General features: G+C 64.1%; 31 protein-coding genes and 1 pseudogene. 18 read left to right on the top strand and 14 right to left on the bottom strand.

The annotated features are described in order from the left end of the window. A partial coding sequence (gene murA / locus KF827_RS16330) for a UDP-N-acetylglucosamine 1-carboxyvinyltransferase (protein WP_291007636.1) occupies window positions 1-978 on the top strand: 978 nt, incomplete at its 5' end. Here murA and KF827_RS16335 read toward each other — a convergent pair. Both KF827_RS16335 and KF827_RS16340 read right to left on the bottom strand, forming a co-directional pair. Continuing rightward, window positions 975-1,667: an RES family NAD+ phosphorylase gene (locus tag KF827_RS16335; RefSeq protein WP_291007638.1), complete on the bottom strand. Its 693-nt coding sequence runs from the start codon at window positions 1,665-1,667 to the stop codon at window positions 975-977. The genes murA and KF827_RS16335 overlap by 4 nt on opposite strands. A 12-nt stretch (window positions 1,668-1,679) precedes the next feature. Next, the gene (locus tag KF827_RS16340; RefSeq protein WP_291007640.1) at window positions 1,680-2,054 is read right to left on the bottom strand and encodes an antitoxin Xre-like helix-turn-helix domain-containing protein; all 375 of its coding nucleotides are present in this window, start codon (window positions 2,052-2,054) and stop codon (window positions 1,680-1,682) included. A gap of 269 nt (window positions 2,055-2,323) precedes the next feature. On the opposite strand from KF827_RS16340, the gene KF827_RS16345 reads away from it, so the two are divergent. The 9 genes from KF827_RS16345 to KF827_RS16385 all read left to right on the top strand — a co-directional run bounded on the left by KF827_RS16345 (window position 2,324) and on the right by KF827_RS16385 (window position 8,734). After that, window positions 2,324-2,800, top strand: coding sequence for a DUF2948 family protein (locus KF827_RS16345; RefSeq protein WP_291007642.1), 477 nt, complete (start codon window positions 2,324-2,326; stop codon window positions 2,798-2,800). Window positions 2,801-2,805: 5 nt separating this feature from the next. Next, window positions 2,806-3,465: an ATP phosphoribosyltransferase gene (hisG, locus tag KF827_RS16350; RefSeq protein WP_291007644.1), complete on the top strand. Its 660-nt coding sequence runs from the start codon at window positions 2,806-2,808 to the stop codon at window positions 3,463-3,465. Further along, window positions 3,455-4,750 (top strand): histidinol dehydrogenase, encoded by a 1,296-nt coding sequence (gene hisD, locus KF827_RS16355; protein WP_291007646.1) that lies wholly within the window; start codon window positions 3,455-3,457, stop codon window positions 4,748-4,750. Before hisG ends, hisD begins: the two co-directional genes overlap by 11 nt. 10 nt (window positions 4,751-4,760) lie before the next feature. After that, a complete protein-coding gene (locus KF827_RS16360; RefSeq protein ID WP_291007648.1) occupies window positions 4,761-5,249 on the top strand; it encodes a UPF0262 family protein in 489 nt (162 codons plus the stop codon). 3 nt (window positions 5,250-5,252) lie between these two features. Then, a complete protein-coding gene (locus KF827_RS16365) occupies window positions 5,253-5,735 on the top strand; it encodes a low molecular weight phosphatase family protein (protein WP_291007651.1) in 483 nt (160 codons plus the stop codon). 2 nt (window positions 5,736-5,737) lie between these two features. Further along, a complete protein-coding gene (locus KF827_RS16370; RefSeq protein ID WP_291007653.1) occupies window positions 5,738-6,721 on the top strand; it encodes a DUF2891 domain-containing protein in 984 nt (327 codons plus the stop codon). Between the two features lie 76 nt (window positions 6,722-6,797). Further along, the gene (locus KF827_RS16375; RefSeq protein WP_291007655.1) at window positions 6,798-7,082 is read left to right on the top strand and encodes a hypothetical protein; all 285 of its coding nucleotides are present in this window, start codon (window positions 6,798-6,800) and stop codon (window positions 7,080-7,082) included. Beyond that, complete coding sequence (locus tag KF827_RS16380; RefSeq protein WP_291007657.1) at window positions 7,079-8,263, top strand: epoxide hydrolase; 1,185 nt, start codon at window positions 7,079-7,081, stop codon at window positions 8,261-8,263. Before KF827_RS16375 ends, KF827_RS16380 begins: the two co-directional genes overlap by 4 nt. 15 nt (window positions 8,264-8,278) lie before the next feature. Beyond that, complete coding sequence (locus KF827_RS16385) at window positions 8,279-8,734, top strand: MaoC family dehydratase (protein ID WP_291007658.1); 456 nt, start codon at window positions 8,279-8,281, stop codon at window positions 8,732-8,734. Between the two features lie 6 nt (window positions 8,735-8,740). On the opposite strand, the gene KF827_RS16390 is transcribed toward KF827_RS16385, so the two are convergent. The 7 genes from KF827_RS16390 to KF827_RS16420 all read right to left on the bottom strand — a co-directional run bounded on the left by KF827_RS16390 (window position 8,741) and on the right by KF827_RS16420 (window position 15,862). Beyond that, window positions 8,741-10,090, bottom strand: coding sequence for a pentapeptide repeat-containing protein (locus tag KF827_RS16390; protein WP_291007660.1), 1,350 nt, complete (start codon window positions 10,088-10,090; stop codon window positions 8,741-8,743). A 152-nt stretch (window positions 10,091-10,242) separates the two neighbouring features. Next, window positions 10,243-11,034 (bottom strand): succinate dehydrogenase iron-sulfur subunit, encoded by a 792-nt coding sequence (locus KF827_RS16395; RefSeq protein ID WP_291007661.1) that lies wholly within the window; start codon window positions 11,032-11,034, stop codon window positions 10,243-10,245. A 12-nt stretch (window positions 11,035-11,046) separates the two neighbouring features. Next, window positions 11,047-12,831 (bottom strand): succinate dehydrogenase flavoprotein subunit, encoded by a 1,785-nt coding sequence (gene sdhA / locus KF827_RS16400; protein ID WP_291007662.1) that lies wholly within the window; start codon window positions 12,829-12,831, stop codon window positions 11,047-11,049. A 4-nt stretch (window positions 12,832-12,835) separates the two neighbouring features. After that, a complete protein-coding gene (gene sdhD, locus KF827_RS16405) occupies window positions 12,836-13,234 on the bottom strand; it encodes a succinate dehydrogenase, hydrophobic membrane anchor protein (RefSeq protein ID WP_291007663.1) in 399 nt (132 codons plus the stop codon). Between the two features lie 7 nt (window positions 13,235-13,241). Beyond that, window positions 13,242-13,628 (bottom strand): succinate dehydrogenase, cytochrome b556 subunit, encoded by a 387-nt coding sequence (sdhC, locus tag KF827_RS16410; RefSeq protein WP_291007664.1) that lies wholly within the window; start codon window positions 13,626-13,628, stop codon window positions 13,242-13,244. A 213-nt stretch (window positions 13,629-13,841) separates the two neighbouring features. Beyond that, window positions 13,842-14,897 carry a MaoC family dehydratase gene (locus tag KF827_RS16415; protein WP_291007665.1) on the bottom strand — a complete coding sequence of 352 codons (1,056 nt, stop codon included), beginning with the start codon at window positions 14,895-14,897 and terminating at the stop codon, window positions 13,842-13,844. Between the two features lie 83 nt (window positions 14,898-14,980). Continuing rightward, window positions 14,981-15,862, bottom strand: coding sequence for a CoA ester lyase (locus tag KF827_RS16420; protein WP_291007666.1), 882 nt, complete (start codon window positions 15,860-15,862; stop codon window positions 14,981-14,983). A 117-nt stretch (window positions 15,863-15,979) separates the two neighbouring features. On the opposite strand from KF827_RS16420, the gene pdxY reads away from it, so the two are divergent. Next, on the top strand, window positions 15,980-16,876 hold the full coding sequence (pdxY, locus tag KF827_RS16425; RefSeq protein ID WP_291007667.1) for a pyridoxal kinase: 897 nt from the start codon (window positions 15,980-15,982) through the stop codon (window positions 16,874-16,876). Window positions 16,877-16,889: 13 nt separating this feature from the next. Here the strand turns inward: pdxY and KF827_RS16430 are convergent, their stop codons facing one another. Both KF827_RS16430 and KF827_RS16435 read right to left on the bottom strand, forming a co-directional pair. Beyond that, window positions 16,890-17,588 (bottom strand): response regulator transcription factor, encoded by a 699-nt coding sequence (locus KF827_RS16430; RefSeq protein WP_291007668.1) that lies wholly within the window; start codon window positions 17,586-17,588, stop codon window positions 16,890-16,892. Window positions 17,589-17,681: 93 nt separating this feature from the next. After that, window positions 17,682-18,179: pseudogene (locus tag KF827_RS16435) on the bottom strand (hypothetical protein); the annotation flags it as partial. 294 nt (window positions 18,180-18,473) lie between these two features. On the opposite strand from KF827_RS16435, the gene KF827_RS16440 reads away from it, so the two are divergent. From KF827_RS16440 to KF827_RS16465, 6 genes are all read left to right on the top strand, one after another. After that, window positions 18,474-20,714, top strand: coding sequence for a heavy metal translocating P-type ATPase (locus KF827_RS16440; protein WP_291007669.1), 2,241 nt, complete (start codon window positions 18,474-18,476; stop codon window positions 20,712-20,714). Window positions 20,715-20,719: 5 nt separating this feature from the next. After that, window positions 20,720-21,106 (top strand): Cu(I)-responsive transcriptional regulator, encoded by a 387-nt coding sequence (cueR, locus tag KF827_RS16445; RefSeq protein WP_291007701.1) that lies wholly within the window; start codon window positions 20,720-20,722, stop codon window positions 21,104-21,106. 106 nt (window positions 21,107-21,212) lie between these two features. Further along, window positions 21,213-21,866, top strand: coding sequence for an SH3 domain-containing protein (locus KF827_RS16450; RefSeq protein WP_291007670.1), 654 nt, complete (start codon window positions 21,213-21,215; stop codon window positions 21,864-21,866). A gap of 92 nt (window positions 21,867-21,958) precedes the next feature. Next, on the top strand, window positions 21,959-22,537 hold the full coding sequence (locus KF827_RS16455) for a group III truncated hemoglobin (protein WP_291007671.1): 579 nt from the start codon (window positions 21,959-21,961) through the stop codon (window positions 22,535-22,537). 48 nt (window positions 22,538-22,585) lie between these two features. Beyond that, entirely contained in the window at window positions 22,586-22,837 is a 252-nt protein-coding gene (locus tag KF827_RS16460; protein ID WP_291007673.1) for a type II toxin-antitoxin system prevent-host-death family antitoxin, read from the top strand. Further along, window positions 22,834-23,103 (top strand): Txe/YoeB family addiction module toxin, encoded by a 270-nt coding sequence (locus KF827_RS16465; protein WP_291007675.1) that lies wholly within the window; start codon window positions 22,834-22,836, stop codon window positions 23,101-23,103. Before KF827_RS16460 ends, KF827_RS16465 begins: the two co-directional genes overlap by 4 nt. A gap of 66 nt (window positions 23,104-23,169) precedes the next feature. Here KF827_RS16465 and KF827_RS16470 read toward each other — a convergent pair whose 3' ends face one another. The 3 genes from KF827_RS16470 to fabA are packed head-to-tail and all read right to left on the bottom strand — an operon-like array spanning window position 23,170 to window position 25,859. Next, window positions 23,170-23,982: an SDR family oxidoreductase gene (locus KF827_RS16470; protein ID WP_291007677.1), complete on the bottom strand. Its 813-nt coding sequence runs from the start codon at window positions 23,980-23,982 to the stop codon at window positions 23,170-23,172. Window positions 23,983-24,014: 32 nt separating this feature from the next. Beyond that, complete coding sequence (fabB, locus tag KF827_RS16475) at window positions 24,015-25,274, bottom strand: beta-ketoacyl-ACP synthase I (protein ID WP_291007679.1); 1,260 nt, start codon at window positions 25,272-25,274, stop codon at window positions 24,015-24,017. A 57-nt stretch (window positions 25,275-25,331) separates the two neighbouring features. Beyond that, on the bottom strand, window positions 25,332-25,859 hold the full coding sequence (fabA, locus tag KF827_RS16480) for a bifunctional 3-hydroxydecanoyl-ACP dehydratase/trans-2-decenoyl-ACP isomerase (protein WP_291007681.1): 528 nt from the start codon (window positions 25,857-25,859) through the stop codon (window positions 25,332-25,334). A gap of 275 nt (window positions 25,860-26,134) precedes the next feature. Between fabA and irrA the strand changes: the two genes are divergently transcribed. Then, window positions 26,135-26,566: an iron response transcriptional regulator IrrA gene (irrA, locus tag KF827_RS16485; RefSeq protein WP_291007683.1), complete on the top strand. Its 432-nt coding sequence runs from the start codon at window positions 26,135-26,137 to the stop codon at window positions 26,564-26,566. Window positions 26,567-26,702 lie beyond the last annotated feature (136 nt).

Consider the following 26,702-nt stretch of genomic DNA (forward strand, 5'->3'; position numbering starts at 1 on the left):
GTGCTGGTGCTGGGGCCCTTGCTGGCACGCTGCGGCGAGGCGGAAGTGAGCCTGCCCGGCGGCTGCGCCATCGGCACCCGCCCGGTGGACCTGCATATCGCCGCTTTGCGCGAGCTCGGCGCCGAGATCGAGATCAGCAACGGCTATATCAAGGCCCATGCGCGCAAGGGCCTGAAAGGCGCCCATGTGCGCTTTCCGATGATTTCTGTGGGCGCCACCGAGAATCTTCTCATGGCCGCCTGCCTGGCCGAAGGCACCACGGTGCTGGAGAATGTGGCGCGCGAGCCGGAGATCGGCGACCTGGCGCGCTGCCTGATCGGCATGGGCGCGGATATCGAGGGCGTGGATAGCGAACGCCTGGTGGTGCATGGCAAGACCTCGCTGGGCGGCACCGAACATTCCATCCTGCCCGACCGTATCGAAACCGGCACCTATGCCGCCGCCGTGGCGATTGCCGGCGGCGCGGTGGAGCTGGTGGGCGCGCGGCTCGATCTGATCGAGGCCGTGACCGACAAGCTGGCGGAGGCCGGCTGCGACATCGCCGCCACGCCGCGCGGCCTCACCATCAAGCGCAATGGCAGCCGCCTGAAAGGCGTGGATTTCCTCACCCAGCCCTTCCCCGGTTTTCCCACCGACATGCAGGCCCAGGTGATGTCGATCATGACGCTGGCCGACGGCGCCTCGATGATCACCGAAACGATTTTCGAAAACCGCTTCATGCATGTGCCCGAATTGGCCCGCATGGGCGCCAATATCGTGGTGCATGGCACGTCTGCGCTGGTGCGCGGCGTGCAGGGCCTGACCGGCGCGCCGGTGATGGCCACCGATCTGCGCGCCTCAGTGTCGCTGGTGCTGGCCGGCCTGGCCGCCCAGGGCGAAACCACCGTCAACCGCGTCTATCACCTGGATCGCGGCTATGAGCGCCTGGAAGAAAAGCTGGCCGCCTGCGGCGCCGATATCGAGCGGCTGCGGAATTAAGCCAATCGGGCAATGCCGGGCTGCGGTTTGCCGCGCCAGGTCAACCGCAGCACGCCGCCTTGCGCCACCGATTGCACAGCCTGTGGCAGCAAGGCCACCAGGCAATCGCCTTCCGGCCGTCGCACCGATGGATAGACAATGCCGTTATGGCCAGCGGCAATACAGGCCTGCGCCAATCCGTTGCCGGCCGGATAGCCCTTGGCCGGATCGGTATCCAGGCAGGGCGGCATCGGCATGACCTTACGCAGATCGATGAAATGCCCGGCGAAGGCGGCAAACATTTCGGCGTAATCGACGACAGCCTGATATTCGCCCACTCGTGCCAATTCCCGCGTCATGTGGAAGGTTACTTCCGCAAGGCAGGTTTCCACGGCGAAAGCCGCATACCAGGCGCCGCGGTCCGGACCGTTGAAACGGTTGAGATCGCGCGGGCGCCAATAGGCGAAAGCCGCGTTGATGAAATAGGCGTGGGGAATGCCGGCCACCAATTCGCCGCGTTCGAGCCGCGCGCTGCCTATGGCTTGCGCTGTCAGCCGCCCGCTGGTGGCACCCTCGATTTCCGCCAGATCGTCGAGTTGATCTTTATTGACCAAGCCCAGCAGCACCGGATCGCGCAGTCGCGCAGTCGCTACCAGCCGCACCGTGCGTGGTTCGGCGAGCAACACGACCGGATAGCCGTTCACCTGCATGATGGCAATCCGTCACAGCCCGCCGCGCAACGCGTCCACATGCCGGCGCACTTCCAGCATCAGCGGAATGCCGCCGGCAACCATCGCTTCCACCGGCGAACGGTTTTCAAACAACGGACCAGCGTTGCGCAGCTTCGGCCAGCGATCCGCCATCGCATCGGCAAACAGCAGATGCAGGCCCTTGTAGATGCCGATCAAGGCCGAGGCACGGGTAAGCTGATCCTGGCTGAGGCTCTGCTGCCATTTATCGGCCGCCAGGCGATCCCAGGTGGAGGCCGACATGCCGACCAGATCGGCGGCTTCCTGCCGGCTCAATTTCCACTGTTGCGCCAGATTGCGCAGCGCCTGAGCCGCTGCCGGGGTCAGCCGCGCGCGATCCGCCTCCAAGGCAAAAGTCTGCAATGGACGGGGCTGGCCGGGCAGGAGACCGGAATTTCGGCTTTCGGGCTGCATAGGCATTCCAAATATCACCAATTGATAAGTATAATATAATCAATTGGTGATATTTGTCCATACCCTTATCCCACACCCGCCCCGCCCCCGAATCACCCGCGACTGGTCAATCCGGGCGTCCTGCGGTAGATAACCGGCGTATTTTGCGGGCTGGATTGGCTGGTCCGCACAAATAGCGAACGTTTTGCAGGATCACCCGCCCCATGTTCACCCCGCTGAGGCTGCGCGCCGAGGATGCCGAGGACGTTACCGTCCTGTCGGCCTGCCTGCAGGATGCCACCCTGAAGCTGGCCGATATCGCCTATCAGCCCGGCCAGCGGCGGTTTGCCATGCTGCTCAACCGCTTTCGCTGGGAAGACGAGAGAGAGGGCCGCAAGCTGGGCGCCAAGCCGCATTTCCGCAACCGCGCCGGCCTGCATTTCGATGGCGTGCTGCGGGTGCGCCGCCAGGGCTTCGAGCAGGGCGATCCGAAGCGCGTGCTGGAATTGCTGTCCATCCTGGCCGAGCCAGGCGAGGATGCGGCGGCCAGCCTGACCCTGGTATTTGCCGGCGGCGGCCTGCTGCGGCTGGACGTGGAATGCATCGAGGCCGAGTTGCGCGATACCGGTGCGCCTTATCCGGTAAGGCGGGCGCCCCGGCATCGCGCGGCGGAAACTTTGTATCGTGATGTGGAAGTATGACGAGCATGAGCAAAGACAGTCTGGTGATGGCGCTGCCCAAGGGGCGCATCCTCAAGGAGGTGCTGCCGCTGCTGAAGTGTGCCGGCATCGAGCCCGAGGCGGAATTCCACGACGACAATTCGCGCAAGCTGCGCTTCGCCACCAATCATCCGGGGTTGGAATTCATCCGCGTGCGCAGCTTCGATGTGGCCACCTTCGTAGCCTTCGGTGCGGCCCAGTTGGGCGTGGCCGGCAATGATGTGCTGATGGAATTCGATTACCCGGAAATCTATGCGCCGCTGGATTTGAATATCGGCCATTGCCGGCTGTCGGTGGCCGAACCCGCGGCCTTGAAGGAAGGCGACGATCCGCAGCGCTGGAGCCATGTGCGCGTGGCCACCAAATATCCGCATATCACGCAAGCGCATTTCGCCAGCCGGGGCGTGCAGGCGGAATGCATCAAGCTGAACGGCGCCATGGAACTGGCGCCTTTGCTGGGCCTGTGCCGGCGCATCGTCGATCTGGTTTCCACCGGCGCGACCTTGAAAGCCAATGGCCTGGCGGAAGTGGAAGTGATCGCGCAGGTGACATCGCGCCTGGTGGTGAACCGTGCCGCGCTGAAAACCCGGCCCACCGAGGTGGGTGGCTGGATCGAAAAGATCCGGGGAGTTCTCGATGCCGACTGAACTGAATGCTGCCCAACCGGATTTCGAGGCGCGGTTCGACGCTTTGGTGAAATCCAAGCGCGATGCCGAAGCCGATATGGGCGACACGGTGGCCAAGATCATCGCCGATGTGCGTGCGCGCGGCGACGCAGCCCTGCACGACATGAATCAGAAATTCGACCGCGTGGACAGCCGCAAGCTGGGCCTGCGGATTTCGGATGCCGAAATCGATGCCGCCGCCGCCAAGGTGGATGCCGCCACCATGGCGGCGCTGGAAACCGCCGCCGAGCGCATCCGCGCGTTTCATGCGCGCCAAAAGCCGAGTGATGATTTCTACACCGATGCGCAAGGCGTGGGCCTGGGCCATCGCTGGACGCCGCTGGATGCCGCCGGGCTTTACGTGCCGGGCGGCAAGGCGGCCTATCCGTCTTCCGTGCTGATGAATGCGCTGCCGGCCATGGTGGCGGGCGTGCGCCGCGTGGCGGTTTGCGTGCCCACGCCGGGCGAGGAGTTGAATCCCCTGGTGATGGCGGCGTTGAAGCTGGCCGGCGTGCATGAGGTTTACCGCGTGGGCGGCGCGCAAGCCGTGGCGGCGCTGGCCTATGGCACCGAAAGCATCCAGGCGGTCGACAAGATCACCGGCCCCGGCAATGCCTATGTGGCCGCCGCCAAGCGCCAGGTTTTCGGCCAGGTGGGCATCGACAATCCGGCCGGACCATCGGAAATCCTGGTGGTGGCCGACAAGCTGAACGACCCCGACTGGATCGCCGCCGATCTGCTGAGCCAGGCCGAACATGACGAAGTGGCGCAATCGGTGCTGATCACCGACGATGCCGATTTCGCCGCCCGGGTGGGCCATGCCGTCACCGCGCGGCTGGCCAGCATGCCGCGCGGCAATATCGCGGCTGCAAGCTGGGCGAAATTCGGCGCGCTGATCGCCGTGCCGAGCCTGGCCGCAGCGCCCTTGCTGATCGACCGCATCGCGCCCGAACATCTGGAACTCGCCATCGAAGACCCCGAGGCGCTGGCTGCCCATGTGCGCCATGCCGGTGCGATCTTCCTGGGCCGGTATACCCCGGAAGCCATCGGCGATTACGTGGCCGGGCCCAACCATGTGCTGCCCACGGCAGGCGCTGCCCGCTTTGCCAGCGGGCTGAATCTGCTGGATTTCATGAAACGCACCACCCTGGTGCGCTGCGATGCGGCCTCGCTGGCCAAAATCGGCCCAGCTGCCGCCAAACTGGCGGAAGCGGAAGGCTTGCACGCGCATGGGCTTTCCGTGACCATCCGGCTGGATCAGACCTGAACAGGCAGAGATGACCGACAAGCCGGGCAATCATAAACTGGTGGATGTGCAGCTCGACGAGCGCAGCCTGGTGCGCCGCTCGCCCGATATCGAGCATGAGCGCAACGTAGCGATTTTCGATCTGCTGGAGCAGAACGTATTCTCGCCGATCGGTGCCCATGCCGATCAGGGACCGTTTGCCCTGGTGCTGGGCATCGAGGAAAACCGCCTGGTTTTCGATATCCGCGACGGAGGCCAGCAGCCGCTCGGCAAGATCATTCTGGCGCTGTCGCCGTTCCGGCGCATCGTGAAGGATTATTTCGAGATCTGCGAAAGCTATTTCGAGGCCATCAAGCATGCCACGCCCAGCAAGATCGAGACCCTCGATATGGCGCGGCGCGGCGTGCATAACGAGGGATCGACGCTGCTGATGGAGCGGCTGAAGGGCAAGATCGACACCGATTTCGATTCCGCCCGCCGGCTGTTCACCCTGATCTGCGTATTGCACATTCGGGGCTGATCCATGACCGGCAGCGCCCCCGGCAGCCTCCCTGGCAGCGCCCCCGGTAGCCTCCCTGGCAGCGTGCTGTTTAGTTGCACCATGAACAGCATCCGTTCGCCGATGGCGGAGGCGATCCTGAAACAAATGTTTCCGCGCCAGGTCTTCGTCGATTCCGTGGGCGTGCGCAAAGGCAGCCTGGATCCGCTGGCCGCCGAGGTGCTGGACGAGATCGGCATCGATATCGGCAAGCATCGGCCGAAAAGCTTCGACGATCTGGAAGACAGTTCCTTCGATCTGATCATCACGCTATCGCCCGAGGCGCATCACCGCGCGCTGGAGATGACGCGCACCATGGCCTGCGACGTGGAATTCTGGAATACCTTCGACCCCTCGATCGTTGAAGGCAACCGAGACCAGCGCCTGCAGGCCTATCGCGAGGTGCGCGACGGCCTGCTCAAGCGTATCCGCGAACGCTTTCCGAAGCAGCAAATCCAGGGAGGCTGAGCATGCTCACCCGCAATCAGGCGCTTCGCTTCGCCGCCCTGCCCTTGCGCAACCTGGCCAGCGAATATCCCAATCACCTGGCGCATCTGCTGAACGGGCCGGACGATCTGGCCTCGCCGCGCGCGCTGCATCCGATCTTCTATGGCAGCTATGATTGGCATTCCGCCGTGCATGGCTGGTGGCTGCTGGCGCGCTGCCTGCGGCGGTTTCCCGATCTGGATATCGCCGCCCAGGCCGAGGCGTTGTTCGACAGCCATTTCACGCCCGAGGCCGGCCGCATCGAGGCCTCGTATTTCCTGGCGCCGGGCCGCGCCGGCTATGAGCGGCCCTATGGCTGGGGCTGGCTGCTGGCGCTGGCTGCCGAATTGCGGCAATGGCAGCATCCGCGTGCGGCGCTTTGGGGCGCCGCACTGGCGCCGCTGGAAAGCTGGCTCGCCAAGGCCTTTCCGGCCTACCTGCAAAAGCTGGGGTATCCGATCCGCGTCGGCACCCATTACAACACCGCCTTCGGGCTGTTGCTGGCATTGTATCATGCCGAGGTGATGCAGGACGTAGCGGCAAAGGACTGGATCGCCCAGGCCGCGCGGCGCTGCTTTCTCAAGGATCGTGATTATCCTGCGCATTACGAGCCCAATGGCGACGACTTCCTTTCCGGCGGCCTGGTGGAAGCCCTGCTGATGGCACGCGTGCTGCCGGCCGAAGAATTCGCCGGATGGTTTGCGGCCTTCCTGCCCGATGCCGCCGTCTACCGCCCGGCCATGGTGCAGGATCGTGCAGATGCCAAGGGCGTGCATCTGGATGGCCTCAATCTCTCGCGCGCCTGGTGCCTGCGGGGCATAAGCGCGATCCTGCCGGCGCATAGCGCAAAGCTGCTGGCGTTGGCCGAAGCCCATAGCGCCGCCAGCCTGCCTTTTCTGGAAAGCGGGCATTATGGCGGCGAGCATTGGCTGGCCAGCTTCGCTGCCCTAGCGTCAGAAGGCCTCTGACGCCCGGCTTTCCCCTTGCCAAGCCGGCCCCGCTGTGGCTGGCTTGGCGGCAAAGAGGAAACCAGAGAGGCCGGCCATGCGCATTGCCTTTGCGATAGCCCTGCTCATACCGGCAACGGCCATGGCACAGCCCATGCGCTGCGCCACGCCGCCACGCGCGCCGCTTTGCCTGGATCGCCTGCAAGCCGGCGCCGATGCTTCCAGCCTGTCGCAATGCCGCTCGGAAACCCGCAGCTATGCCAGCCAGATGACGCGCTACAGCGATTGCCTGCAGGATGAAGCGACCCGCGCGCGCCAGGAACGCGACCGCGCCGAACGCAAGCTGGACTGCCTGCAAAGCGGCAGCGGGTATTGCAGTTGAGCGCGCAACCCCCAATCCATCAGCCGATGCCCTTCCGCATCAACGTGCCAGACAGCGCCATCGCCGATCTGCATACGCGGCTGGATCGCACACGCCTGCCGCAGCAACCGCGCGATGCCGGCTGGCGCTATGGCAGCAATGTGGATTACATGCGCAGCCTGCTGCGGCATTGGCGGCATGATTTCGATTGGCGGCATTGGGAAGCGCGATTGAATGCCTGGCCGCAATTCCGCGTAAGCCTACCGCGCAACGATGGGCACGAAGAGCAGGTGCTGCATTATCTGGTGGCGCATGGCAAATCGGCAGCGCCACGCCCGTTGCTGCTGCTGCATGGCTGGCCCGGCGCGGTGTATGAATTCATCGAGATGCTGGAGCGGTTGACCGATCCGGCGCGCTTCGGCGGCAACGCGGCCGATGCCTGCACGGTGATCTGCCCCAGCTTGCCGGGCTATGGCTATTCCACACCGCTGCATGCGCCCATCGGCCCGCGTGCCATTGCCGCACTCTATCGCGGCCTGATGGTGGATGTGCTGGGCTTTGAGCGCTTTTTCGTGCAGGCCGGCGATTGGGGCTCCATCGTGGCCTCCTGGCTGGGCATCGATTATGCCGATCATGTGGCGGCCCTGCATCTCAACATGGTGCCGCTGCGGCCGCCGGTGACGACGGCTTTAAGCGATGAAGAAAAAGCCTGGGCGGCGGAAACCAAGCAGCGCCACGCCATGGAGGGCGGCTATTTCGCCATCCAGAGCACCAAGCCCACCACGCTGGGCTATGGCCTGAGCGACAGCCCGGCCGGGCTGGCCGGCTGGATCGTGGAGAAATTCCACGGCCGGCCCAATGCACCGGCGGCGAAAGACCCGCCCTTCAGCATGGATGCCATGCTGGCGATCATTTCGCTTTACTGGTTCAGCGATACCGCGGCCACCGCCACCTGGCTTTATCACGCCGCCGTGGCACGCCGCGAACTGGCCATGGGCAAAACCGATTTCTGCGCGCCGCCCACGGCTTTTCTATTGCCGCCGTGGGATCTGGTGCCGCCTTCGCCGCCAGGCTGGCTGGCGCGCGGCTATAATGTCGTGCAGCAAAAAGCCCTGCCGCGCGGCGGGCATTTCGTGGCCATGGAACAGCCCGATGCGCTGCTGGCCGACATGACTGACTTTTTTCATCACCGGACTCTGTAGGGAGATTTATCGGATATGCCGACAGTCGATCGTTATCTTGAAGATTACAGCGTAGGCGAAGTGGTGGAAGCCGATGGCGTGAGCCTGGCGGAATCCGATGTGCTGGATTTCGCGTTACGCTACGATCCGCAACCCTTCCATCTCGACCGCGAAGCCGCGCAGCGTTCGATCTTCGGCGGCCTGATTGCCTCCGGCTGGCAGACCGGCGCGCTGGCGCTGCGTATGCTGATCCAGGCCGGGCTGATCGGCAAAGGCAGCATGGGTTCACCGGGCCTGGATGAATTGCGGTTCCTGAAACCGGTGCGCCCCGGCGACACGCTTTATGCCAAGGCGCGCATCGAATCCGTGCGCGAATCCGTCAGCAAGCCGGATCGCGGCATCGTGCTGGTGCAATACTGGGTGGAGAACCACAAGGGCGAAACCGTGATGAGCTTCAAGGGCAACCAACTCATCGCCAAGCGGCCGAAATAACCGCCCTCAATTCGGCAGCAGCAGGTCTTTCGCGCCATCGAGCCGGGCTTCGGCGAGCAGCGCCTCGGTAAGCACGGCGCCGAGAAAGCGGCCATCGCTGAGATCGGCGCCGGTCAGATTGGCCTGGCTGAGATCGGCTTGGCGCAGATCGGCGCCGATCAGGCTGATGCCGGTGAGGTTGGCGCCCGTCAGCTTGGCTTTCTGCAGCTTGGCGGCAGCCAGGTTGGTGCGGGCCACACGGCCGGCGCGGGCTTCATCGCGGATCGCCGCCATGTTGGCGAAAGACAGATCGGCGCCATCCAGGATCGCGCGGCTGAGATTGGCGCCGCGCAGATTGGCGCGCCGCATGTCGGCCAGGCGCATGTCGGCGAAATTCAATCGCGCCAGCGCCAGATTGGCATTGGTCAGCACAGCCTCGGCGAAACAGGCGCGTTCCAGCAACGCCCCCATCAGATTCACGCCCACCAGGTTCATGCCGCGAAAATCGAAATCGCTCAGATCGGCGCGCTCGCCCTCGCGGCCTTCGCTGGTCACCCAGCTGGCATGGCTTTGCAGCACCGCCTGCAATTCGTCGCGGCTGAAACGCGAGATAGCGGCAAACAGCGCTTCGGCGAATTCTGGCATCGCGCGCATGGCCGGATCCAGAATGGCGCCGCGCAAATCCGCGCCATTGAAATTGGCGCCCTCGATGCTGGCGCCGGCCAGGTTGGCACCGGACAGATTGGCGCCGCTGAAATCGGTGCCCGACAGGTTGCTTTCATCCAGCCGGGCCGAAACCAGCTGCGCCTTGCGCATGTCGGCGCCGGTGAGATCGACCTGGCCCAGATTGGCATCGGCGAAATCGGCATGCAGCGCGAAGGCCTTGCCCAGATTGGCGCCGGACAGATCGGCCCGCTGCGCCGAGGCGCCCGACAGATCCAGCGGTCGCTCGCCCAACTCCACCTCGCTGAGATAGCCATCGGCATCATAAACCGGCGTTACCGCCTGGCCGCCATTGATCTCGGCGAAATTGGCATCGTTAAGCCCGGCGGCGCGCAGGCAGGCGCCGCGCATATCGGCCCAGCGCATGTCGGCGCCATCCAGCGTGGCATTGCGGAAATCGCCGCCCATGCATTTCGACAGCGATAGCCTTGCGCCATCCAGCCGGGTGCGATGCAGCCGGGCGCCGGTGAGGTTGGCCTGGGCCAGATTGGCGCCGGACAGATCGACATCCGAAAGATCGGTAAAGGCAAGCTCCGCCGGCCTCGCGCCCAGCACTCCGGCCAGGTAGGCCTCGTGCTCGCGGACAATCTCGCGCAAACGCTCCTGGTTCAGCTTGGCCAGTTGGCGCGGCGCATTTCTCGAGGTGTGCGGCATAAACTACCTGCGACTGCTCCGCCGTATACTATCCACAGGCCCCGAGGCAGCGCAGCAAAAATCATCTCTCCAGAGAAAGGCACGCGCGAGAAAAGCAACATATAGTTGCATTCACTCGCCTCGCCCTATCGTTGAAGGACTATTCAATGCAATCATCCGCGGCGTTCGACCAATAACTGCTTGATTTCGCCAATGGCCTGCGCGGGGTTCAAACCCTTGGGGCAGGTATTGGTGCAATTCATGATGGTGTGGCAGCGATACAGCCGGAACGGATCTTCCAGGTTATCCAGCCGCTCGCCGGTCATCTCGTCGCGGCTATCGGCGATCCAGCGATAGGCCTGCAACAGCACGGCGGGGCCGAGATAGCGGTCGGAATTCCACCAATAGCTGGGGCAGGAAGTGGAGCAGCAGGCGCACAGGATGCACTCATACAGGCCATCCAGCTTCTTGCGCTCCTCGGCCGATTGCGGCCGTTCGCGCGCCGGCGCCGGGCTTTCCGCCTGCAGCCAGGGCTTGATGGAAGCGTATTGCGCATAGAAGTTGGTGAGATCGGGCACCAGATCCTTCACCACCGGCATATGCGGCAGCGGATAGATTTTCACATCGCCCTGCACATCATCGCAGGCCTTGGTGCAGGCCAGCGTGTTGCCGCCATCGATATTCATGGCGCAGGAACCGCACACGCCTTCGCGGCAGGAGCGCCGGAAGGTGAGCGTTGGATCGATCTCGTTCTTGATCTTGATCAGCGCATCCAGAACCATCGGGCCGCAATCGTTCATGTCCACCGTATAGGTGTCCACATGCGGATTCTGGCCATCGTCGGGATTCCAGCGATAGACCCGGAAGGTCTTGAGCTTCTGCTCCTGGCCAGCCTGTTTGGCAGGCGCCGGATACGACTTGCCTTCGGTGAGGCGGGAATTCTTCGGCAGGGTGAAGGCGACCATGATCGGCGATCCTCAGTAAACGCGCTTCTTGGGTTCGATATACTGGATTTCGTTGGTCAGCGTGTAGGTATGCACCGGTCGATAATCGATGGTGACATTGCCCTTCTCGCCGAGCCAGGCCAGCGTGTGCTTCATCCAGTTTTCGTCGTCGCGGTCGGCATAATCCTCGCGGGCATGGGCGCCACGGCTTTCCTTGCGGTTGGCGGCGCCATGCATGGTCACCACCGCCTGGCCGATCAGGTTGTCCAGCTCCAGCGTTTCCACCAGATCGGAATTCCATACCAGCCCGCGATCGGTCACGCCGATATCGGGCATCATGGTATGCACCTGGTCGATCAGCTTCACGCCTTCTTCCAGCACGTCGCCGGTGCGATACACCGCGCAATTATTCTGCATCGTGCGCTGCATCTTGTCGCGGATCACCGCGGTGGAGCTGCCGCCCTTGGCATTGCGGAACTTATCCAGCCGCGCCAGCGCGTCGTCGCCGGCATTGCTGAGCGGGCGATGCTTGGCGCCCTTCTCGACAACCTTGGCGGCGCGGATGGCGGCGGCGCGACCGAACACCACCAGATCGATCAGCGAATTGGAACCCAGGCGGTTGGCGCCATGCACCGACACGCAGGCGGCTTCGCCAATCGCCATCAGGCCGGGCACGATGCTGTCCGGGTTGCCGTCCTTCAAGGTCACCACTTCGCCGTGATAGTTGGTCGGGATGCCGCCCATATTGTAATGCACGGTGGGCAGCACCGGAATCGGCTGCTTGGTCACGTCCACGCCGGAGAAGATGCGGGCGCTTTCCGAGATGCCGGGTAGGCGCTCTTCCAGCACTGCCGGCTCCAGGTGATCCAGATGCAGGTAGATGTGGTCCTTGCGGGCGCCGACGCCGCGGCCCTCGCGGATTTCCATGGTCATGGCGCGGCTGACAACGTCGCGCGAGGCCAGATCCTTGGCCGACGGCGCATAGCGTTCCATGAAGCGCTCGCCGGCGGAATTCACCAGATAGCCGCCTTCGCCGCGCGCACCCTCGGTGATCAGGCAGCCGGCGCCGTAGATGCCGGTGGGATGGAATTGCACGAATTCCATATCCTGCAACGGCAGGCCGGCGCGCAGCACCATGCCGCCGCCATCGCCGGTGCAGGTATGCGCCGAGGTGCAGCTGAAATAGGCGCGGCCATAGCCGCCGGTAGCCAGCACGACAGTGTGGGCGCGGAAGCGGTGGATGCTGCCATCCGCCAGGTTCCAGGCCATCACGCCACGGCAGGCGCCTTCATCGTCCATGATCAGATCGAGCGCGAAATACTCGATGAAGAATTCCGTGTCGTATTTCAGCGACTGCTGATACAGCGTATGCAGCATGGCATGGCCGGTGCGGTCGGCGGCGGCGCAGGTGCGCTGGGCCGGCGATTTGCCGAATTCCTTGGTCATGCCGCCGAAGGCACGCTGGTAGATCTTGCCTTCCTCGGTGCGCGAGAACGGCACGCCGAAATGCTCCAGCTCGATCACGGCGGGCACCGCTTCGCGGCACATATATTCGATGGCATCCTGGTCGCCCAGCCAGTCCGACCCCTTCACGGTGTCGTACATATGCCATTGCCACTTGTCCTCGCCCATATTGCCCAGCGAAGCCGAGATACCGCCCTGCGCCGCCACGGTATGGCTGCGGGTGGGAAACACCTTGGAGATACAGGCGGTTTTCAGGCCGGCAGCAGCCATGCCCATGGTGGCGCGCAGGCCGGCACCGCCGGCGCCAACCACCACCACATCGTAGAAATGTTCGGTGACGTTATAGGCGGCCATTAGATCACACTCCGAAAAACAGCTTCAGGACCGACAGCAGGCACAGCGCGCCGACCAGGAACACCGCGAAGGTGACGGCCAGCAGCACGGCGATCTTGCTGCGTTCGACATGGATGTAATCCTCGATCACCACCTGCAGGCCAAGGCGCAGATGCCAGAACACGGCGATGATCGCCAGCACGGCCAACACGGCCAGCAGCGGATTGCGGAAAGCGGCAACCACGGCGGCATGATCGGCGGTGCCGATGCGCAGCAGCACCACGGCCAGGATCAGCACCAGCGGCACCAACGCCACGGCGGTGACGCGTTGCAGCCACCAATGCGATACGCCGCTTTTGGCGGAACCCAGGCCGCGCACGCGGCCGAGCGGAGAACGCAGGGTCTTCACGGGCTTGCTGCTCATGGCGCCCTCACTTCCAGCTATATGCCAGCACCCAGGCCAGCAGGGTCAGGATCACCGAAGCCGAAATCACCAGGATGCTGGCGGTCTTGGCGGTGGCCTTCTCGAAACCATGGCCCAGATCCCAGGCCAGATGCCGGATGCCGTTGCACAGGTGGTAAAACAACGCCCAGGAGAAGCCCAGCATGATCAACCGGCCGAGCCAGGATCCCAGCAGGCCCTGCACCAGGGCGAAATATTGCGGGCCGGCGGCGGCGGCAACTAGCCACCAGGCCAGCAGCAGGGTGCCGGCGGCCAGGCCCACGCCGGTGGCGCGATGCAGGATCGACGAGGCCATGGTGAGCGGCCAGCGATAGATTTGCAGATGGGGAGAGAGCGGTCGGTCGGTATTCGCCATGATCTGCCTTCGCGGGTGGGGGACACGCTGGCCGAGGCCCCGAAATCCGGGATGGCCAAACGCTCCGAAAGCGGCGGAAATTCTACGCCCCGCCCCCGGCAAGTCAACGCGTCCAAGTCAACGATTCCAGGCCTTTATTACTCTCCGTGCCGGGCTATCGCAAGCTGGTGGGCGTGGTGTCGCAAACCAGGGCGGCATAGTTGCGAACCAATCTTATCTGCGCGGCATCAGCACCCAGTAATCCAGCGACAGCACCGCATTGTCCGGGTAATTGCCTTCGCTGTTCTTGTCGGGGAAGCCATCGGCGGGATGGTTCTTCAGGGCCAGCGTGCGGATGCGCAGCGCGCCCACATCCTTGCGGCCGGGGATTTCCGCCTTGTCGGTCACTTCCGACCAGGCATAGATGGTATCGCCGGCCACGGTGGGATTGATATGCCGGCCGCCATTGATGGCGGCAACAAAGGTGGCATTGCCCAGGCCGTTGAAGCTGAGCGAACGCACCAGGCTGATCACATGGCCGCCATAGACCAGCCGGCGGCCCAGCCGCTCCTGGCCCTGGCGGTGCTGATCGAAATGCACCTTGGCGGTGTTTTGATACAGCCGGGTGGCCATCTGGTGTTCGGCTTCCTCGATGGTGGAGCCATCCATATGGTCTATCTTCTCGCCCACCGCATAATCTTCCCAGGCATGCGGGCTGCCGGCCATTTCGTAATCGTATTTGCTGAAATCGATGCCGGCAGGCACGCGCAACTGCTCGGGCCGCACGGCAGAGGCCGGCTGCGGCACGCGTTCGGCCACCAGCGGCGTGGATTCGTTGCGCTTCTTCACCATCACCCAGCGCACATAATCCAGCACCAGCTCGTCGCCATCCTTGTAGCCCTGGCTGCGCACATAGACCACGCCGGTCTTGCGGTTGGAATTCTCCTTGATGCCGATCACGCGGCTCACCGCATGCAATGTGTCGCCCGGATAAACCGGCGCCATCCAGCGGCATTCGGCATAGCCGAGATTGGCCACCGCGTTGAGCGAGATGTCGGGCACGGTTTTGCCGAACACGATATGGAAGGCCAGCAGGTCTTCCACCGGGGCCCGCTTGAGGCCGAGCTTGCGGCTGAAGCTATCACCCGAAAAGACCGGAAAGCGGCTGCCATAGAGCGCGGTGTAAAGCGCTACATCGCCCCAGCCAACCGTGCGCGGCGTAGCATGGCGGATTTCCTGGTCGAGCCGGAAATCCTCAAGAAAATTGCCGGAACTGGTCTTGTTGTTCATCGCGTCCACCCCACAGCTTTCATATCCGGCCGGTCTTCGTTATCCGTGCGCGGCGGCATCGGCCCGCTTTCGCCCGAACCGGCCTATTTCGCCTGAATCGCTTCGGCCAGCGCCGCCAACCGCCTGGCCTGCTCCACATGCAGATTCTCGATCAGCTTGCCATCCACCAGCACCACGCCCTTGCCTTCGGCGCGGGCAGCCTCGAAGGCGGCGATGATCTTGTATGCGCGTGCCACCTCGGCTTCGCTGGGCGCGAATACCGCGTTGCAGGGTTCGACCTGTTTGGGATGGATCAGCGTCTTGCCATCGAAACCGTATTCCAGGCCCTGTTCGCAGGCGGCCTTGAAACCGGCATCGTCATCGAGATCGAGATGCACGCCATCCAGGATCGCCAGGCCATAAGCGCGCGCCGCCAGCAGGCAGAGCGACAGCGACGCGGCCACCGGCAGGCGCAGCGGCGTGTGCCTGGCATTCAGATCCTTCACCAGATCGGAGGTACCCATCACCAGGCAGCCGATGCGCGGCGAGGCGGAGGCAATCGCCTCGGCATGCAGGATGCCTTTGGGCGTTTCCATCATGCACCACAATGTGGTGCCGGCCAGGGGATCGTTCGGGGCGCCGTTGCGTTCCATCAGCGCCACGGCCTGATGCACCTGTTCGGCGGTTTCCACCTTGGGCAGCAGGATGGCATGGGGCTTGGCGGATGCGGCGGCGGCGATATCGTCCAGCCCCCAGGGCGTATCCAGGCCGTTGATGCGGATGATCAGTTCGCGGTTGCCATAGCCGCCGGCCTGCACGGCGGCACAAACCTGCTCGCGGGCCAGCGCCTTGGCATCGGGGGCCACGGCATCTTCCAGATCCAGGATCAGGCCATCGGCAGGCAGGCTGCGCGCCTTGTCCAACGCCCGGGCATTGGAACCCGGCATATAGAGCACGGAGCGGCGGGGCCTTACTTGCTGGGCCATGCAAGCCTCTTGTCTGGAAGATCCGGGGTAGAACGCGGCCACTATAAACCTGACGAAATGCGTGGCAAGCTTTGCCCGCTGCATTAGCAAAGGGTCCGTGGTGATTCGAGGGGATCGATGCCGGCGGTGTTGAGCATTCAAAGCCAGGTGATTCACGGGCATGTAGGCAATTCCGCCGCCCTGTTGCCGCTGATGCGCCATGGTTACGAGGTCTGGGCCGTGCCGGCCGCCATCCTGGCCCAACATCCCGGCCATGCCGCGCAATATCCCGGCGCGGCCCCGGCGCCGCATTTCATTCCGCCGGCAGCCTTTGCCGCCTGGATCGACGCCCTGGCGGCGCGGCCGGATTGGGCGCAGCTTGCCGGGCTGCTCACCGGCTGGCTCGGCCGTGTGGATTTTGCCGCGCAATTGCCTGGCCTGATCGACCGCCTGCAGGGTGCCAACCCGGCCATACCCTATCTGTGCGACCCGGTGCTGGGCGATGCCGATACCGGGCTGTATGTGCAGGCCGAGCTGGCCGGATTCATCCGCGATGTGCTGCTGCCGCGCGCCGATATCTGTACGCCCAATCATTTCGAGCTGGATTACCTGACCGGTACCCGCACCGACACGCTGGCCGGCATCATGGCGTCGGCGACCGGCCTGCTGAACCGCATGAAACCGCCGGCCGTGCCCGGCACACGCTGCGTGGTGGTTACCAGCCTGCGCCGCCGCGATGCCGGCCTGGGCCGCGCCGAGGCGCTGGCGATCACCGATGACGGCGCCTGGCTGGCCCATATGCCCGATCTGGGAAGCGGGGTTGCGAAAGGATCCGGCGATCTATTCGCAGCGCTGTTCCTGGTGCGCCTGCTACGCGGCAAAACCCCCAAGAAGGCGTTGGGCTTCGCCATGGCGGGCTGCTACGGATTGCTGAAACTGGCGCTGCAGAATGGCGACAGCGAAATGCCCTATGCCCAGGGGCAGGAGGAATTCTGCCGGCCCAGCCGCGAGCCGGAGATACAACGCCTGCGCTAGGATTCTTCGGATGCTAGCCCAGCAGCCGGTAGCCGATGCCGGGCTCGGTGCATAGCAGGGTGGATTTATCCATCCGTGGCTCGATCTTGTCGCGCAGCTTTTTCACCAGCACGCGCAGTGACTGGCGCTGATGGGCGCCATCGCGGCCCCATAATTCGCGCACGATCTGCTCCAGCGGTACAACCTGCCCGGCACGCGAGGCCAGCAAAGCCAGCAGCCGGTATTGCATCACGCTGAGCGGCACCTGGCGGTCGCCGATCCGGGCCACATGGTTCAGCTTGGACAGGGTAAGAACGCCGGCATGCAGCACATCGGCTTCCGCCGCCGCCTCGTGGCTGCGCAAGGCAGCGCGCACCCGGGCCAGCATCTCGCCCAGATCATAGGGCTTGGTGACATAATCATTGGCCCCGGCATCCAGCGCCGCCACCTTGCTGGGCACATCCTCGTCGGCGGATACCACGATCACCGCATAGTCACGCCGCTCCGGCAGCAGGCGCAGCAATTCCAGCCCACCCATGCCGGGCATAACCAGATCGAGAAGGATCAGATCGTAGCTGTTCTCGCGCAGCGTGTTCTGCGCCTGAATGGCGGAATCGGCTTCTTCAACCACATAACCGGCGGCAGACAGCGCGGTGCGCAAGTAACGACGATCGTTGGGTGAATCATCAACGATCAGAAGCCTTGCCCCGCTGATCGGGCTATGCATCGCCATGGAAGGGTAGCTTCCTTAAGAATTCCGCCCTGTTAGGCTGTGATAATACTCTTGCCGCAGCGCGCAACCAAGCCGCATCGTCACATAAATTCATCAACTGCCGCGAGTAGAGGGTATACCCGCTCCGATATCAAAGAAACGTAATTCTGCGCCGATACTGGGCGCAGCATGATCGAAATCGGCGGAAGCACCCTGTGCCGGGATACCCGAAACCAGGGCCAGCAGGCGCATCGGCTGGTCATCCGCATCGGGCCGCACCGGCGCCGACACCACTTCTGCGGCCACTTCCTCGCCCGAGGCATAGCGCAGGCGATTGATATTCGCAGCCGCACAGGGCTGGCTCACCTCGCGCAGCAACAGCTCGCCGCGCAGGGCCCGCATCTCCGGCGGCACCATGGCAATGTAATCGGCGCCGATCAGGCTTTCGCCCTGGCCGAGCTGGCGCTCCACTTCGCTGCCGACGAACAGGAACGGCGCCGCCGTGGCGCTTTTCACCTCGATCACCAGAACGCGCGGCAGCAATGCGCCGAACAGGCCGAAATCCACATCGCGCCAATATGGCAGCAGGCGACCGGCACGCCAGCCATCCCAGAGCCGGAAGAAATCCGGCTATCCTCGGTCAGGCTATGCAAGGGGGGTAGTGGCATCATCATGGCCAGACCATCCTGGCAATGGCTCGGATTTGCAAGTCATCCTTTGGTCAGTATACGGCCGTGCAGGAGGCCATGCTGCTTTGGATCAATGCAGCCATCCGGATCGGATGGAAGGATGTGAAAATGCCGCTTGACCTTCCTACGATGGGAAGGAGTATCCATCAGGCTGTTCGCTTTCCCAGGAGTAGCCTTCATGCCTGCCGTCGTTGCCGAATCCCGCCCAGAATCCCAAATGGCGCAAGTACAAGCCCAGGCCCAGGCCCAAGCTGCTTCCGGCCTGGATTTCGCCATCGAAGGCATGACCTGCGCCGGCTGTGCGCGCCGGGTGGAAACCGCGCTGCGGAGCCAGCCCGGCGTGCTGGATGCCAGCGTGAATCTGGCCAGCGAGAATGCCCGGGTGATTACAGATGGCAGCCTGCCGGCCGCCGCTTTGGCCGAAGCCGTGGAGAAGCTGGGCTATCACGCCACGCTGCGCGATCCCGCCGCGCCCGACACCGCCGCCGCCGATGCCCGCGAGGCGCGCCGCAAGGCCAATGCCTTCCGCGATGGCTGGCATGCGGCGCTGGCCCTGGCGTTTACCCTGCCGCTGCTGCTGCCGATGCTGTTGCCGCAGCAATGGGTGCCGCATCTGCTGCATGAAGCCTGGTTCCAGGCCATGCTGGCCGCCCCGGTGCAATTCTGGCTCGGCGCGCGATTCTATGTGGCGGGCTTCAAGGCTGTGCGCGCGGGCGCGGGCAATATGGATCTGCTGGTGGCGTTGGGCACCTCGTCTGCCTTCGGCCTGTCGCTGTGGCTGTGGTATGCCGCGCCTGAAGACGTGATGCCGCATCTGTATTTCGAAGGCGCCGCCGCCGTGGTTGCCTTCGTGCTGCTGGGCAAATGGCTGGAAGCCCGCGCCAAGGGCCGCACCGTGGAAGCCCTGCAGGCCTTGCTGAAGCTGAAGCCCGCCCATGCGCGGCTGCTGCAGCGCGACGGCACGCAGATCATGCTGGCCTCTGCGGCGTTGAAGCCGGGCGATCATGTGCTGGTGCTGGCCGGCGAAGCCCTGCCCGCCGATGGCCGGATTATCGACGGCCAGGCCAGCCTTGATGAAAGCATGCTGACCGGCGAAAGCCTGCCGGTGGAAAAAACCATCGGCGCCCGGGTTGCCGCCGGCAGCATCAACAGCGATGGCCGCCTGGTGGTGGAGATCACCGCGGTGGGCCAGGAAACCATGCTGGCGCGCATCGTGCGCCTGGTGGAGGACGCCCAGGCCGGCAAGGCGCCGATCCAGCGCTTGGTGGACCGGGTGAGCGCCATCTTCGTGCCCGCCGTGCTGCTGGCGGCGGTTGTCACCTTCGCGCTCTGGACCAGCCTGGGCGGCGATGTGGAGCGCGCCATCGTGAATGCCGTGGCGCTGCTGGTGATTGCCTGCCCCTGCGCGCTGGGCCTGGCCACACCCGCCGCGTTGATGGTGGGTACCGGGGTTGCCGCCAAACACGGCATCCTGATCCGCGATATCGAAGCGCTGGAACGCGCCGGCCAGATCACCCTGGTGGCATTCGACAAGACCGGCACGCTCACCCAGGGCAAGCCGAAGCTGATGGCGCTGGCCACTACGCAAGGCAGCGATGAAGCCGCCCTGCTGCGCTATGCCGCCGCCTTGCAGAGCGCCAGCACGCATCCGCTGGGCCTGGCCGTGCGAGAAGCCGCCGCCGCGCGCGGCATCACCGATAATCCTGCCCTGCGCGATCTGCGGGTGCTGGCCGGCCGCGGCCTGAGCGGCCTGCTGATGAATCGCAAGCTGCTGCTGGGCAGCCGCCGGCTGATGCAGGAAAACGGCATCGACACGGCAGCGCTGGAAGCCCGCGCGAAAGACTGGGAAGCCCAGGGCTGCGGGCTTTCATGGCTGGCGGAAGATGGCAGGCTGCTCGGCCTGCTGGCCTTTGCCGATCCGCCCAAGCCCAATGCCGCCCGCGCCATCGCACGGTTGAAGGCACGCGGCATTGCATCGGTGATGCTGTCTGGCGACAGCCACGGCGCCGCGCAGTCGGTGGCGCGCCAACTCGGTATCGATCAGGTGGAAGCCGAAATCCTGCCCGAGCATAAGGCACAGCATATTGCAGCGCTGAAGCGGAGCGGCGGTATCGTGGCCATGGTGGGCGATGGCATCAACGATGCGCCGGCATTGGCGGCCGCCGATATCGGCATCGCCATCGGCACCGGCACCGATGCCGCCATCGGCGCCGCCGGCATCACCTTGCTGCGCGGCGACCCGGCCTTGGTGGCCGATGCCATCGACATCGCGCGCCATACCGAGGCCGGCATCAAGCAGAATCTGGCCTGGGCCTTCGCCTATAACCTGATCGGCCTGCCGCTTGCGGCTTTCGGTCTGCTCGATCCGGTCTTTGCCGGCGCGGCGATGGCGCTGTCCAGCATCTCGGTACTGCTGAACGCACTGCGGCTGAAACTGTGGCATCCGAAGGAGGGCTAGCCATGATGACCATCGGCGAAGCGGCCGGCGCCACCGGGGTGAGCGCCAAGATGATCCGCTATTACGAAAGCATCGGCCTGCTGCCCAAGGCCGGGCGCACCCAGGGCGGCTATCGCACCTATGGTCATACCGAGTTGCATGATCTGCGCTTCATCCGCCGCGCCCGCGATCTCGGCTTCGGCATCGAGGAAATCCGCAAGCTGCTGGACCTGTGGCGCGACCGCGAACGATCCAACACCGAGGTGAAGGCCATCGCCCAGCGCCATGTGGAAGACCTGGAGCGCAAGATCGCCGACCTGACGGCGATGCGCCGGGCGCTCAGCCACCTGGCCGCGTGTTGCGCCGGAGATGGTCGCCCGGATTGCCCAATTCTGGAGGAATTGGGCGCATGATGCGCCCCGGCCAATTTTGGAGGCATTGGCGTCTTGAGTGCAGCCCGGCCTCGCCACTAGACTCCGCTTAACGATTCGTTAGCCATTACCGGGTGTAGTCGCGGCCATGCTGCGTAATGTGTTTGCCCTGCTGATTGCCCTCCCCGTTGTGGCGGCCTGCCCCCATGCCTGGGCCGCCGAAGCGCGCACTGCTTCTGCCGCGCCGGTAGCGAAAGCCGCTGCCATGCCGGCCCCGGCCGCCAGCAACGCCAGTCTCACGCCTGTCCAATCCGAGAAAAACCTTGCCCAGTCCGAGAAAAACCTGGTCGAGTCCGAAAAAAGCCCGGAACCGCAGAAGGGCCTGGATTCCGGCCTGCCGGTGCCGCGCTTCGTCAGCTTGGGCGCCGATAAGGTGAATGCCCGCACCGGCCCCGGTTCGCGCTATCCCATCGCCTGGCAATACCAGCGCCGCGGCCTGCCGGTGGAAGTGGTGGCCGAATACGAATACTGGCGCCGCATCCGCGACCGCGACGGCACCGAAACCTGGGTGCACAAGAATCTCACCTCGGGCAAACGCTATGCCCTGGTGGACGGCACGGTGCGCGAATTGCTGAAAAAGCCCGATCCCAACAGCGACGTGCTGCTCACCGCCGAACCCGGCGTGCAGGCGCGGCTGCGCAAATGCGATCCCAGTTGGTGCCAGGTGGAAATCGCCGGCAGCCGGGGCTGGATTCCGCGCAACCATCTTTGGGGCCTCTATCCCAGCGAGACGTTCGAGTAACGCCTGCGCCGTTTAGCCGCCCCTCCTGCGACAAAGGGCGCCGCGACAATCCGCCCTCTTCCGTAATGCCGTCGCTGCCCTATCCTGGCGGTATGGCACATGGCATCGACGATAGCGGCGAAACCGAAGACCCGCGCCCGACCCGCGAAGACAGGTACGCGCCCCACGAAGACAGGCACGCGGCCCGGCGCCGCGAAGCGGATGCGCGCATCGAACACCGCCGCCAGCTTTCGCCCGGCGCGCCTTTGGGCGTGGACGAGGCGCTGATTGCAAGCGTGGTGCATAGCTTCTACGACCGCATCCGCCGCGATGAAATGCTGGGGCCGATTTTCGCCCGCGCCATTCCCGGCGATTGGGGGCCGCATCTGGCCAAGATGGTGGATTTCTGGTCGTCGGTGCTGCTGGCCACCGGGCGTTACGATGGCCGGCCGATGCCGGCGCATATCAAGCTGGATATCGCCGAACGCGACAGCCGCCATGAAGCCATCGACGAAGCGCATTTCCAGCATTGGCTGCGGCTGTTCGAGGCCACCGTGACCGAACTCTGCCCGGCCCCGGCCGCCGCGCTGTTCATGGATCGCGCCCGGCGCATCGCCGCCAGCTTCGTGATGGGCATCCGCTTCCATCGCGGCGAAACCCCGGACTGGCTGGGGCCAGTACGGTCGGCTTGACTTCCGGCATATCTTGTACATATTCTTGTACAAGATCAGGAGGCCGTCATGGGCGTTATCAGCTATAGCCAGGCTAGGCAGAATCTTGCCGAATTGATGCAGAAAGTGTGCGACGAGCGCGCGCCCACCATCATCACCCGCCGCAATGGCGAGCCGGTGGTGATGATGTCGCTTGAGGAATACGAGGGCCTTGAGGCCACCCTGCATCTGCTGGCCAGCCCGAAGAATGCCGAACGGCTGAAACAGTCGATTGCGGAAGCGGATGCCGGACAACTGATCCCTTTTGACCTCAAACCGTGAATCTCACATTCACGCCGCGAGGCTGGGACGATTATCTGCATTGGCAAACCACCGAGCCCGACATGGTGGAAAAAATCAATGCATTGCTACGCGATATCCGCCGCGATCCGTTTCGCGGCCTGGGCAAGCCCGAGCCATTGAAGAACGATTTCGCCGGCTGGTGGTCGCGGCGCATCACCGCCGAACACCGGCTGGTTTATCGCGTAACCGGCAAGGGCGACGAACAGCGCGTGGAAATCGCGCAATGCCGCTATCACTATAGTTGAATCGGCACTACGGCTGAAACGCTTTCGTTAAGCGTAGGCGTTCAGCATCGGCGTTAAACGTCGGCGTTAAGCCTCGCCGTTCAGATCCGCCGGGTTGGGCATGCCCAACGCATGGAAGCCGCTATCCACATGCACGATCTCGCCGGTGACGCCGGCGCCGAGATCGGAGAGCAGGAACAGCGCGGCGCCGCCCACTTCCTCCAGCGAGGCATTGCGGCGCAGCGGGCTGTGCTGGGCGGTGAACTTGAAGGTGGCGCGTGCCGAGCCGATGGCCGAGCCGGCAAGCGTGCGCATCGGACCGGGCGAGACGGCATTCACGCGGATATTCTGCGGGCCGAGATCGACCGCGAGATAGCGCACGCTGGCCTCCAACGCCGCCTTGGCCACACCCATCACATTGTAATTCGGCATCACCCGCGTGCTGCCTTCATAGGTGAGCGTGATCAGCGCGCCGCCATCGGCCATGAACGGCACGGCCAGCCGCGCCACTTCGGTGAAGGAATAGCAGGAGATCAGCATCGAGCGGCTGAAATTGCCGCGCGTGGTGTTGAGGTAGCGGCCTTTCAGCTCTTCCTTGTCGGAATAGGCGATGGCATGCACCACGAAATCGAGCCGCCCGCCCAGTGCCTGCGCGGCGCCCGAGATGGCCGCCGAAAGGCTGGCTTCGTCTTCCACATCGCAAGGCACCACGGCCTTGGCGGAGAGGCTGTCGGCCAACGGCTTCACCCGGCGTTCGAAGGCTTCGCCCTGATAGGTGAAGGCCAGTTCGGCACCTTGCTGGGCCAGTGCCTTGGCAATGCCCCAGGCAATGGAATGATCGTTCGCCACGCCCATGATCAGGCCGCGTTTACCGGCCATCAGGCCGCGATTTTCGCTCATTTTGGTCTATCGCCGGTTTGAATGGTTTGGGATCAGGCGTCGTGCCGCTGGAACACCAGCGCGGCGTTGGTGCCGCCGAAGCCGAAGGAATTGCTCATCACGCGGTTCAAGGTCACGTTCTCACGCAGCGCACGCACGATCGGATAGCCTTCCGCGCCGGGATCGAGAGTTTCGATATTGGCCGAAGCGGCAATGAAATTGTGCTTCATCATCAGCAGGCTGTAGATCGCCTCATGCACACCCGCCGCGCCCTGGCTGTGGCCGGTGAGCGACTTGGTGGAGCTGACCGGCGGCAGCGCATTCTCGCCAAACACCGTGCGGATCGCATCCAGCTCGGTGATATCGCCGGCCGGCGTGGAGGTGCCGTGGGTGTTGATATAGTCGATCGGCGCGTTATGGCCGCCGGCCAGGCTGCTGCCGGCCTCGCGCATGCCAGCATCACGGAGGGCATGCTGCATGCACTTCACGGCGCCTTCGCCGCTGGGTGCCACCATGTCGGCGCCATCCGACGCCGCACCATAGCCCACCAGTTCGGCATAGATCTTGGCGCCGCGCGCCTTGGCATGCTCGAGCTCTTCCAGCACCAGGATGCCGCCGCCGCCGGAGATCACGAAACCGTCGCGGTCCTTGTCATAGGCGCGGCTGGCGCGGGTGGGGGTGTCGTTGTAATTGGCCGACATCGCGGTCATGGCATCGAACAGCACGCTGAGCGTCCAGTCGATTTCCTCGCCGCCGCCGGCGAACATCACATCCTGCTTGCCGAACTGGATCAGCTCGGCGGCATTGCCGATGCAATGCGAGGAGGTGGCGCAGGCAGAGCTGATCGAATAGCTGGTGCCCTTGATCTTGAAGGCGGTGGACAAAACCGCCGAGCAGGTGGACGACATGGCGCGCGGCACCATGAACGGACCGATGCGCTTGGGGCCCTTCTCGCGGGTGATATCGGCCGCCGCCACGATGTTGCGCGTGGACGGGCCGCCGGAGCCGACGATCAGGCCGGTGCGGTCGTTCACCACATCGGCAGGCTCCAGGCCGCTATCCTTCAGCGCCTGTTCCATCGCCAGATAGGCATAGGCCGCGCCATCGCCCATGAAGCGGCGCTGGCGACGATCCACCGTGGCATCGAGGTCGATCTTCACGCTGCCGCAAACCTGGCTGCGGAAGCCAAGCTTCGCCTGCTCTTCCGAGAATACGATGCCGGAACGGCCAAGCTTGAGGCTCTCGGTCACCTCCTCGGCATTGTTGCCGATGGAGGACAGAATCCCGAGGCCGGTGACAACGACACGACGCATGTGTTTAGGCTCCAATAGTCAGACCCGGCAATCAGGCGCGGCAATCAAGCACACCCATCAGGCTCCGGCCGGTGCGGCCGCGTCGGCGGGGAATACACCCACCCGCATATCCTTGCATTCGTAAGCCAGCTTGCCGTCGATATACATCATGCCATCGGCTATCGCGATGCCGAACTTGCGCAGCAGCAGCTTCTTGATATCGATCTTGAAGGTGATCTTCTGGGCCGCCGGGGTGACCATGTCGGAAAACTTCACCTCGCCCACGCTCAGCGCACGGCCCTTGCCCGGCGCCTTCATCCAGCCGAGGAAAAAGCCCACCAGCTGCCACATGGCATCCAGGCCCAGGCAGCCCGGCATCACCGGGTCGTTTTCGAAATGGCAGGGGAAGAACCACAGGTTGGGCTTGATATCGAGTTCGGCCTCGATTTCGCCCTTACCGTATTTTCCGCCGTTTTCGTCAATTTTCAGGATACGATCCAGCATCAGCATGGGCGGCAGCGGCAAACGGGCATTGCCCTCGCCAAACAGCTTGCCATGGGCGCAGGCCAGCAAATCTTCGTAAGTGTAGCTACTCTTCCGTTCCACGTCCGGAAATCCCTCGTATCGGGCGCGAAGTTGCACTCGCGCTGGCTGCCTTCTCGTCAAGCGCTGTTTATGGATCACCTGCCTGGTCGAGATGGGTACGACCTGGCGGTTTCGCCAGGGGTAGGGCCAAGTTACCAGCCGCCGCTCCCGGCATTGTTCCGGCGCCCCGCGCGCTTGAAGCGCGGCCCCGAATTTGCGGCCCCACTTTAGCCATCTGCCGCACCGGGGCAACTGTTTCGTTTCCTTTTGTAACATCCGTGTTATATCTGATGCCCATGACCGACCGCCCGACGACAGATCGCGCCCATTCCAGGGATGCCGGCAGCATGCTGCAGCAGGCCGGCTTGCGCACCACGCGACAGCGCCTGTTGCTGGCGGATATCCTGTTCGGCGATGGCATGGACCGCCATGTGACCGCCGAGGGGCTGTTTGCCGAGGCGGCGCGGCGCGGCGGCAAATTGTCGCTGGCCACGGTTTACAACTGCCTGCATCAATTCACCCAGGCCGGCCTGCTGCATGTGGTTGCAGTGGATTCCGGGCGGGCGTATTTCGACACGAATTTGTCGCCCCACCACCATTTTTACCAGGAACGGACCGGCGAATTGCGCGACATCCCCGATGGCGATGTGCATCTGGCCAGCCTGCCCAAGCCGCCGGAAGGCCAGCGCATCAGCCGGGTGGACGTGATCCTGCGCCTCTCGGAATAGCCCGCCCGGGATAAGCCACCATCCCGGCATAAGCCACCATCTTGGGCTGCCAGTTGCGAAACAGCGCCGCTAGTTGCGAAACGCTCGCGTTTTCTAGAATTGTTCTAAAAAAACCTTGACCTCAGGCCGCAGCGGA

This window comes from Ferrovibrio sp. (assembly GCF_019636075.1).
Lineage (GTDB): Bacteria > Pseudomonadota > Alphaproteobacteria > Ferrovibrionales > Ferrovibrionaceae > Ferrovibrio.

Excerpts from the sequence above, each read along its gene's own strand:
- KF827_RS16335 (WP_291007638.1), bottom strand. The coding sequence starts at position 1,667 with ATGCAGGTGAACGGCTATCCGGTCGTGTTGCTCGCCGAACCACGCACG.
- KF827_RS16345 (WP_291007642.1), top strand. The coding sequence starts at position 2,324 with ATGTTCACCCCGCTGAGGCTGCGCGCCGAGGATGCCGAGGACGTTACC.
- hisG (WP_291007644.1), top strand. The coding sequence starts at position 2,806 with ATGAGCAAAGACAGTCTGGTGATGGCGCTGCCCAAGGGGCGCATCCTC.
- hisD (WP_291007646.1), top strand. The coding sequence starts at position 3,455 with ATGCCGACTGAACTGAATGCTGCCCAACCGGATTTCGAGGCGCGGTTC.
- KF827_RS16360 (WP_291007648.1), top strand. The coding sequence starts at position 4,761 with ATGACCGACAAGCCGGGCAATCATAAACTGGTGGATGTGCAGCTCGAC.
- KF827_RS16365 (WP_291007651.1), top strand. The coding sequence starts at position 5,253 with ATGACCGGCAGCGCCCCCGGCAGCCTCCCTGGCAGCGCCCCCGGTAGC.
- KF827_RS16370 (WP_291007653.1), top strand. The coding sequence starts at position 5,738 with ATGCTCACCCGCAATCAGGCGCTTCGCTTCGCCGCCCTGCCCTTGCGC.
- KF827_RS16375 (WP_291007655.1), top strand. The coding sequence starts at position 6,798 with ATGCGCATTGCCTTTGCGATAGCCCTGCTCATACCGGCAACGGCCATG.
- KF827_RS16385 (WP_291007658.1), top strand. The coding sequence starts at position 8,279 with ATGCCGACAGTCGATCGTTATCTTGAAGATTACAGCGTAGGCGAAGTG.
- KF827_RS16390 (WP_291007660.1), bottom strand. The coding sequence starts at position 10,090 with ATGCCGCACACCTCGAGAAATGCGCCGCGCCAACTGGCCAAGCTGAAC.
- KF827_RS16395 (WP_291007661.1), bottom strand. The coding sequence starts at position 11,034 with ATGGTCGCCTTCACCCTGCCGAAGAATTCCCGCCTCACCGAAGGCAAG.
- sdhA (WP_291007662.1), bottom strand. The coding sequence starts at position 12,831 with ATGGCCGCCTATAACGTCACCGAACATTTCTACGATGTGGTGGTGGTT.
- sdhD (WP_291007663.1), bottom strand. The coding sequence starts at position 13,234 with ATGAGCAGCAAGCCCGTGAAGACCCTGCGTTCTCCGCTCGGCCGCGTG.
- sdhC (WP_291007664.1), bottom strand. The coding sequence starts at position 13,628 with ATGGCGAATACCGACCGACCGCTCTCTCCCCATCTGCAAATCTATCGC.
- KF827_RS16415 (WP_291007665.1), bottom strand. The coding sequence starts at position 14,897 with ATGAACAACAAGACCAGTTCCGGCAATTTTCTTGAGGATTTCCGGCTC.
- KF827_RS16420 (WP_291007666.1), bottom strand. The coding sequence starts at position 15,862 with ATGGCCCAGCAAGTAAGGCCCCGCCGCTCCGTGCTCTATATGCCGGGT.
- pdxY (WP_291007667.1), top strand. The coding sequence starts at position 15,980 with ATGCCGGCGGTGTTGAGCATTCAAAGCCAGGTGATTCACGGGCATGTA.
- KF827_RS16430 (WP_291007668.1), bottom strand. The coding sequence starts at position 17,588 with ATGGCGATGCATAGCCCGATCAGCGGGGCAAGGCTTCTGATCGTTGAT.
- KF827_RS16440 (WP_291007669.1), top strand. The coding sequence starts at position 18,474 with ATGGCGCAAGTACAAGCCCAGGCCCAGGCCCAAGCTGCTTCCGGCCTG.
- cueR (WP_291007701.1), top strand. The coding sequence starts at position 20,720 with ATGACCATCGGCGAAGCGGCCGGCGCCACCGGGGTGAGCGCCAAGATG.
- KF827_RS16450 (WP_291007670.1), top strand. The coding sequence starts at position 21,213 with ATGCTGCGTAATGTGTTTGCCCTGCTGATTGCCCTCCCCGTTGTGGCG.
- KF827_RS16455 (WP_291007671.1), top strand. The coding sequence starts at position 21,959 with ATGGCACATGGCATCGACGATAGCGGCGAAACCGAAGACCCGCGCCCG.
- KF827_RS16460 (WP_291007673.1), top strand. The coding sequence starts at position 22,586 with ATGGGCGTTATCAGCTATAGCCAGGCTAGGCAGAATCTTGCCGAATTG.
- KF827_RS16470 (WP_291007677.1), bottom strand. The coding sequence starts at position 23,982 with ATGAGCGAAAATCGCGGCCTGATGGCCGGTAAACGCGGCCTGATCATG.
- fabB (WP_291007679.1), bottom strand. The coding sequence starts at position 25,274 with ATGCGTCGTGTCGTTGTCACCGGCCTCGGGATTCTGTCCTCCATCGGC.
- irrA (WP_291007683.1), top strand. The coding sequence starts at position 26,135 with ATGACCGACCGCCCGACGACAGATCGCGCCCATTCCAGGGATGCCGGC.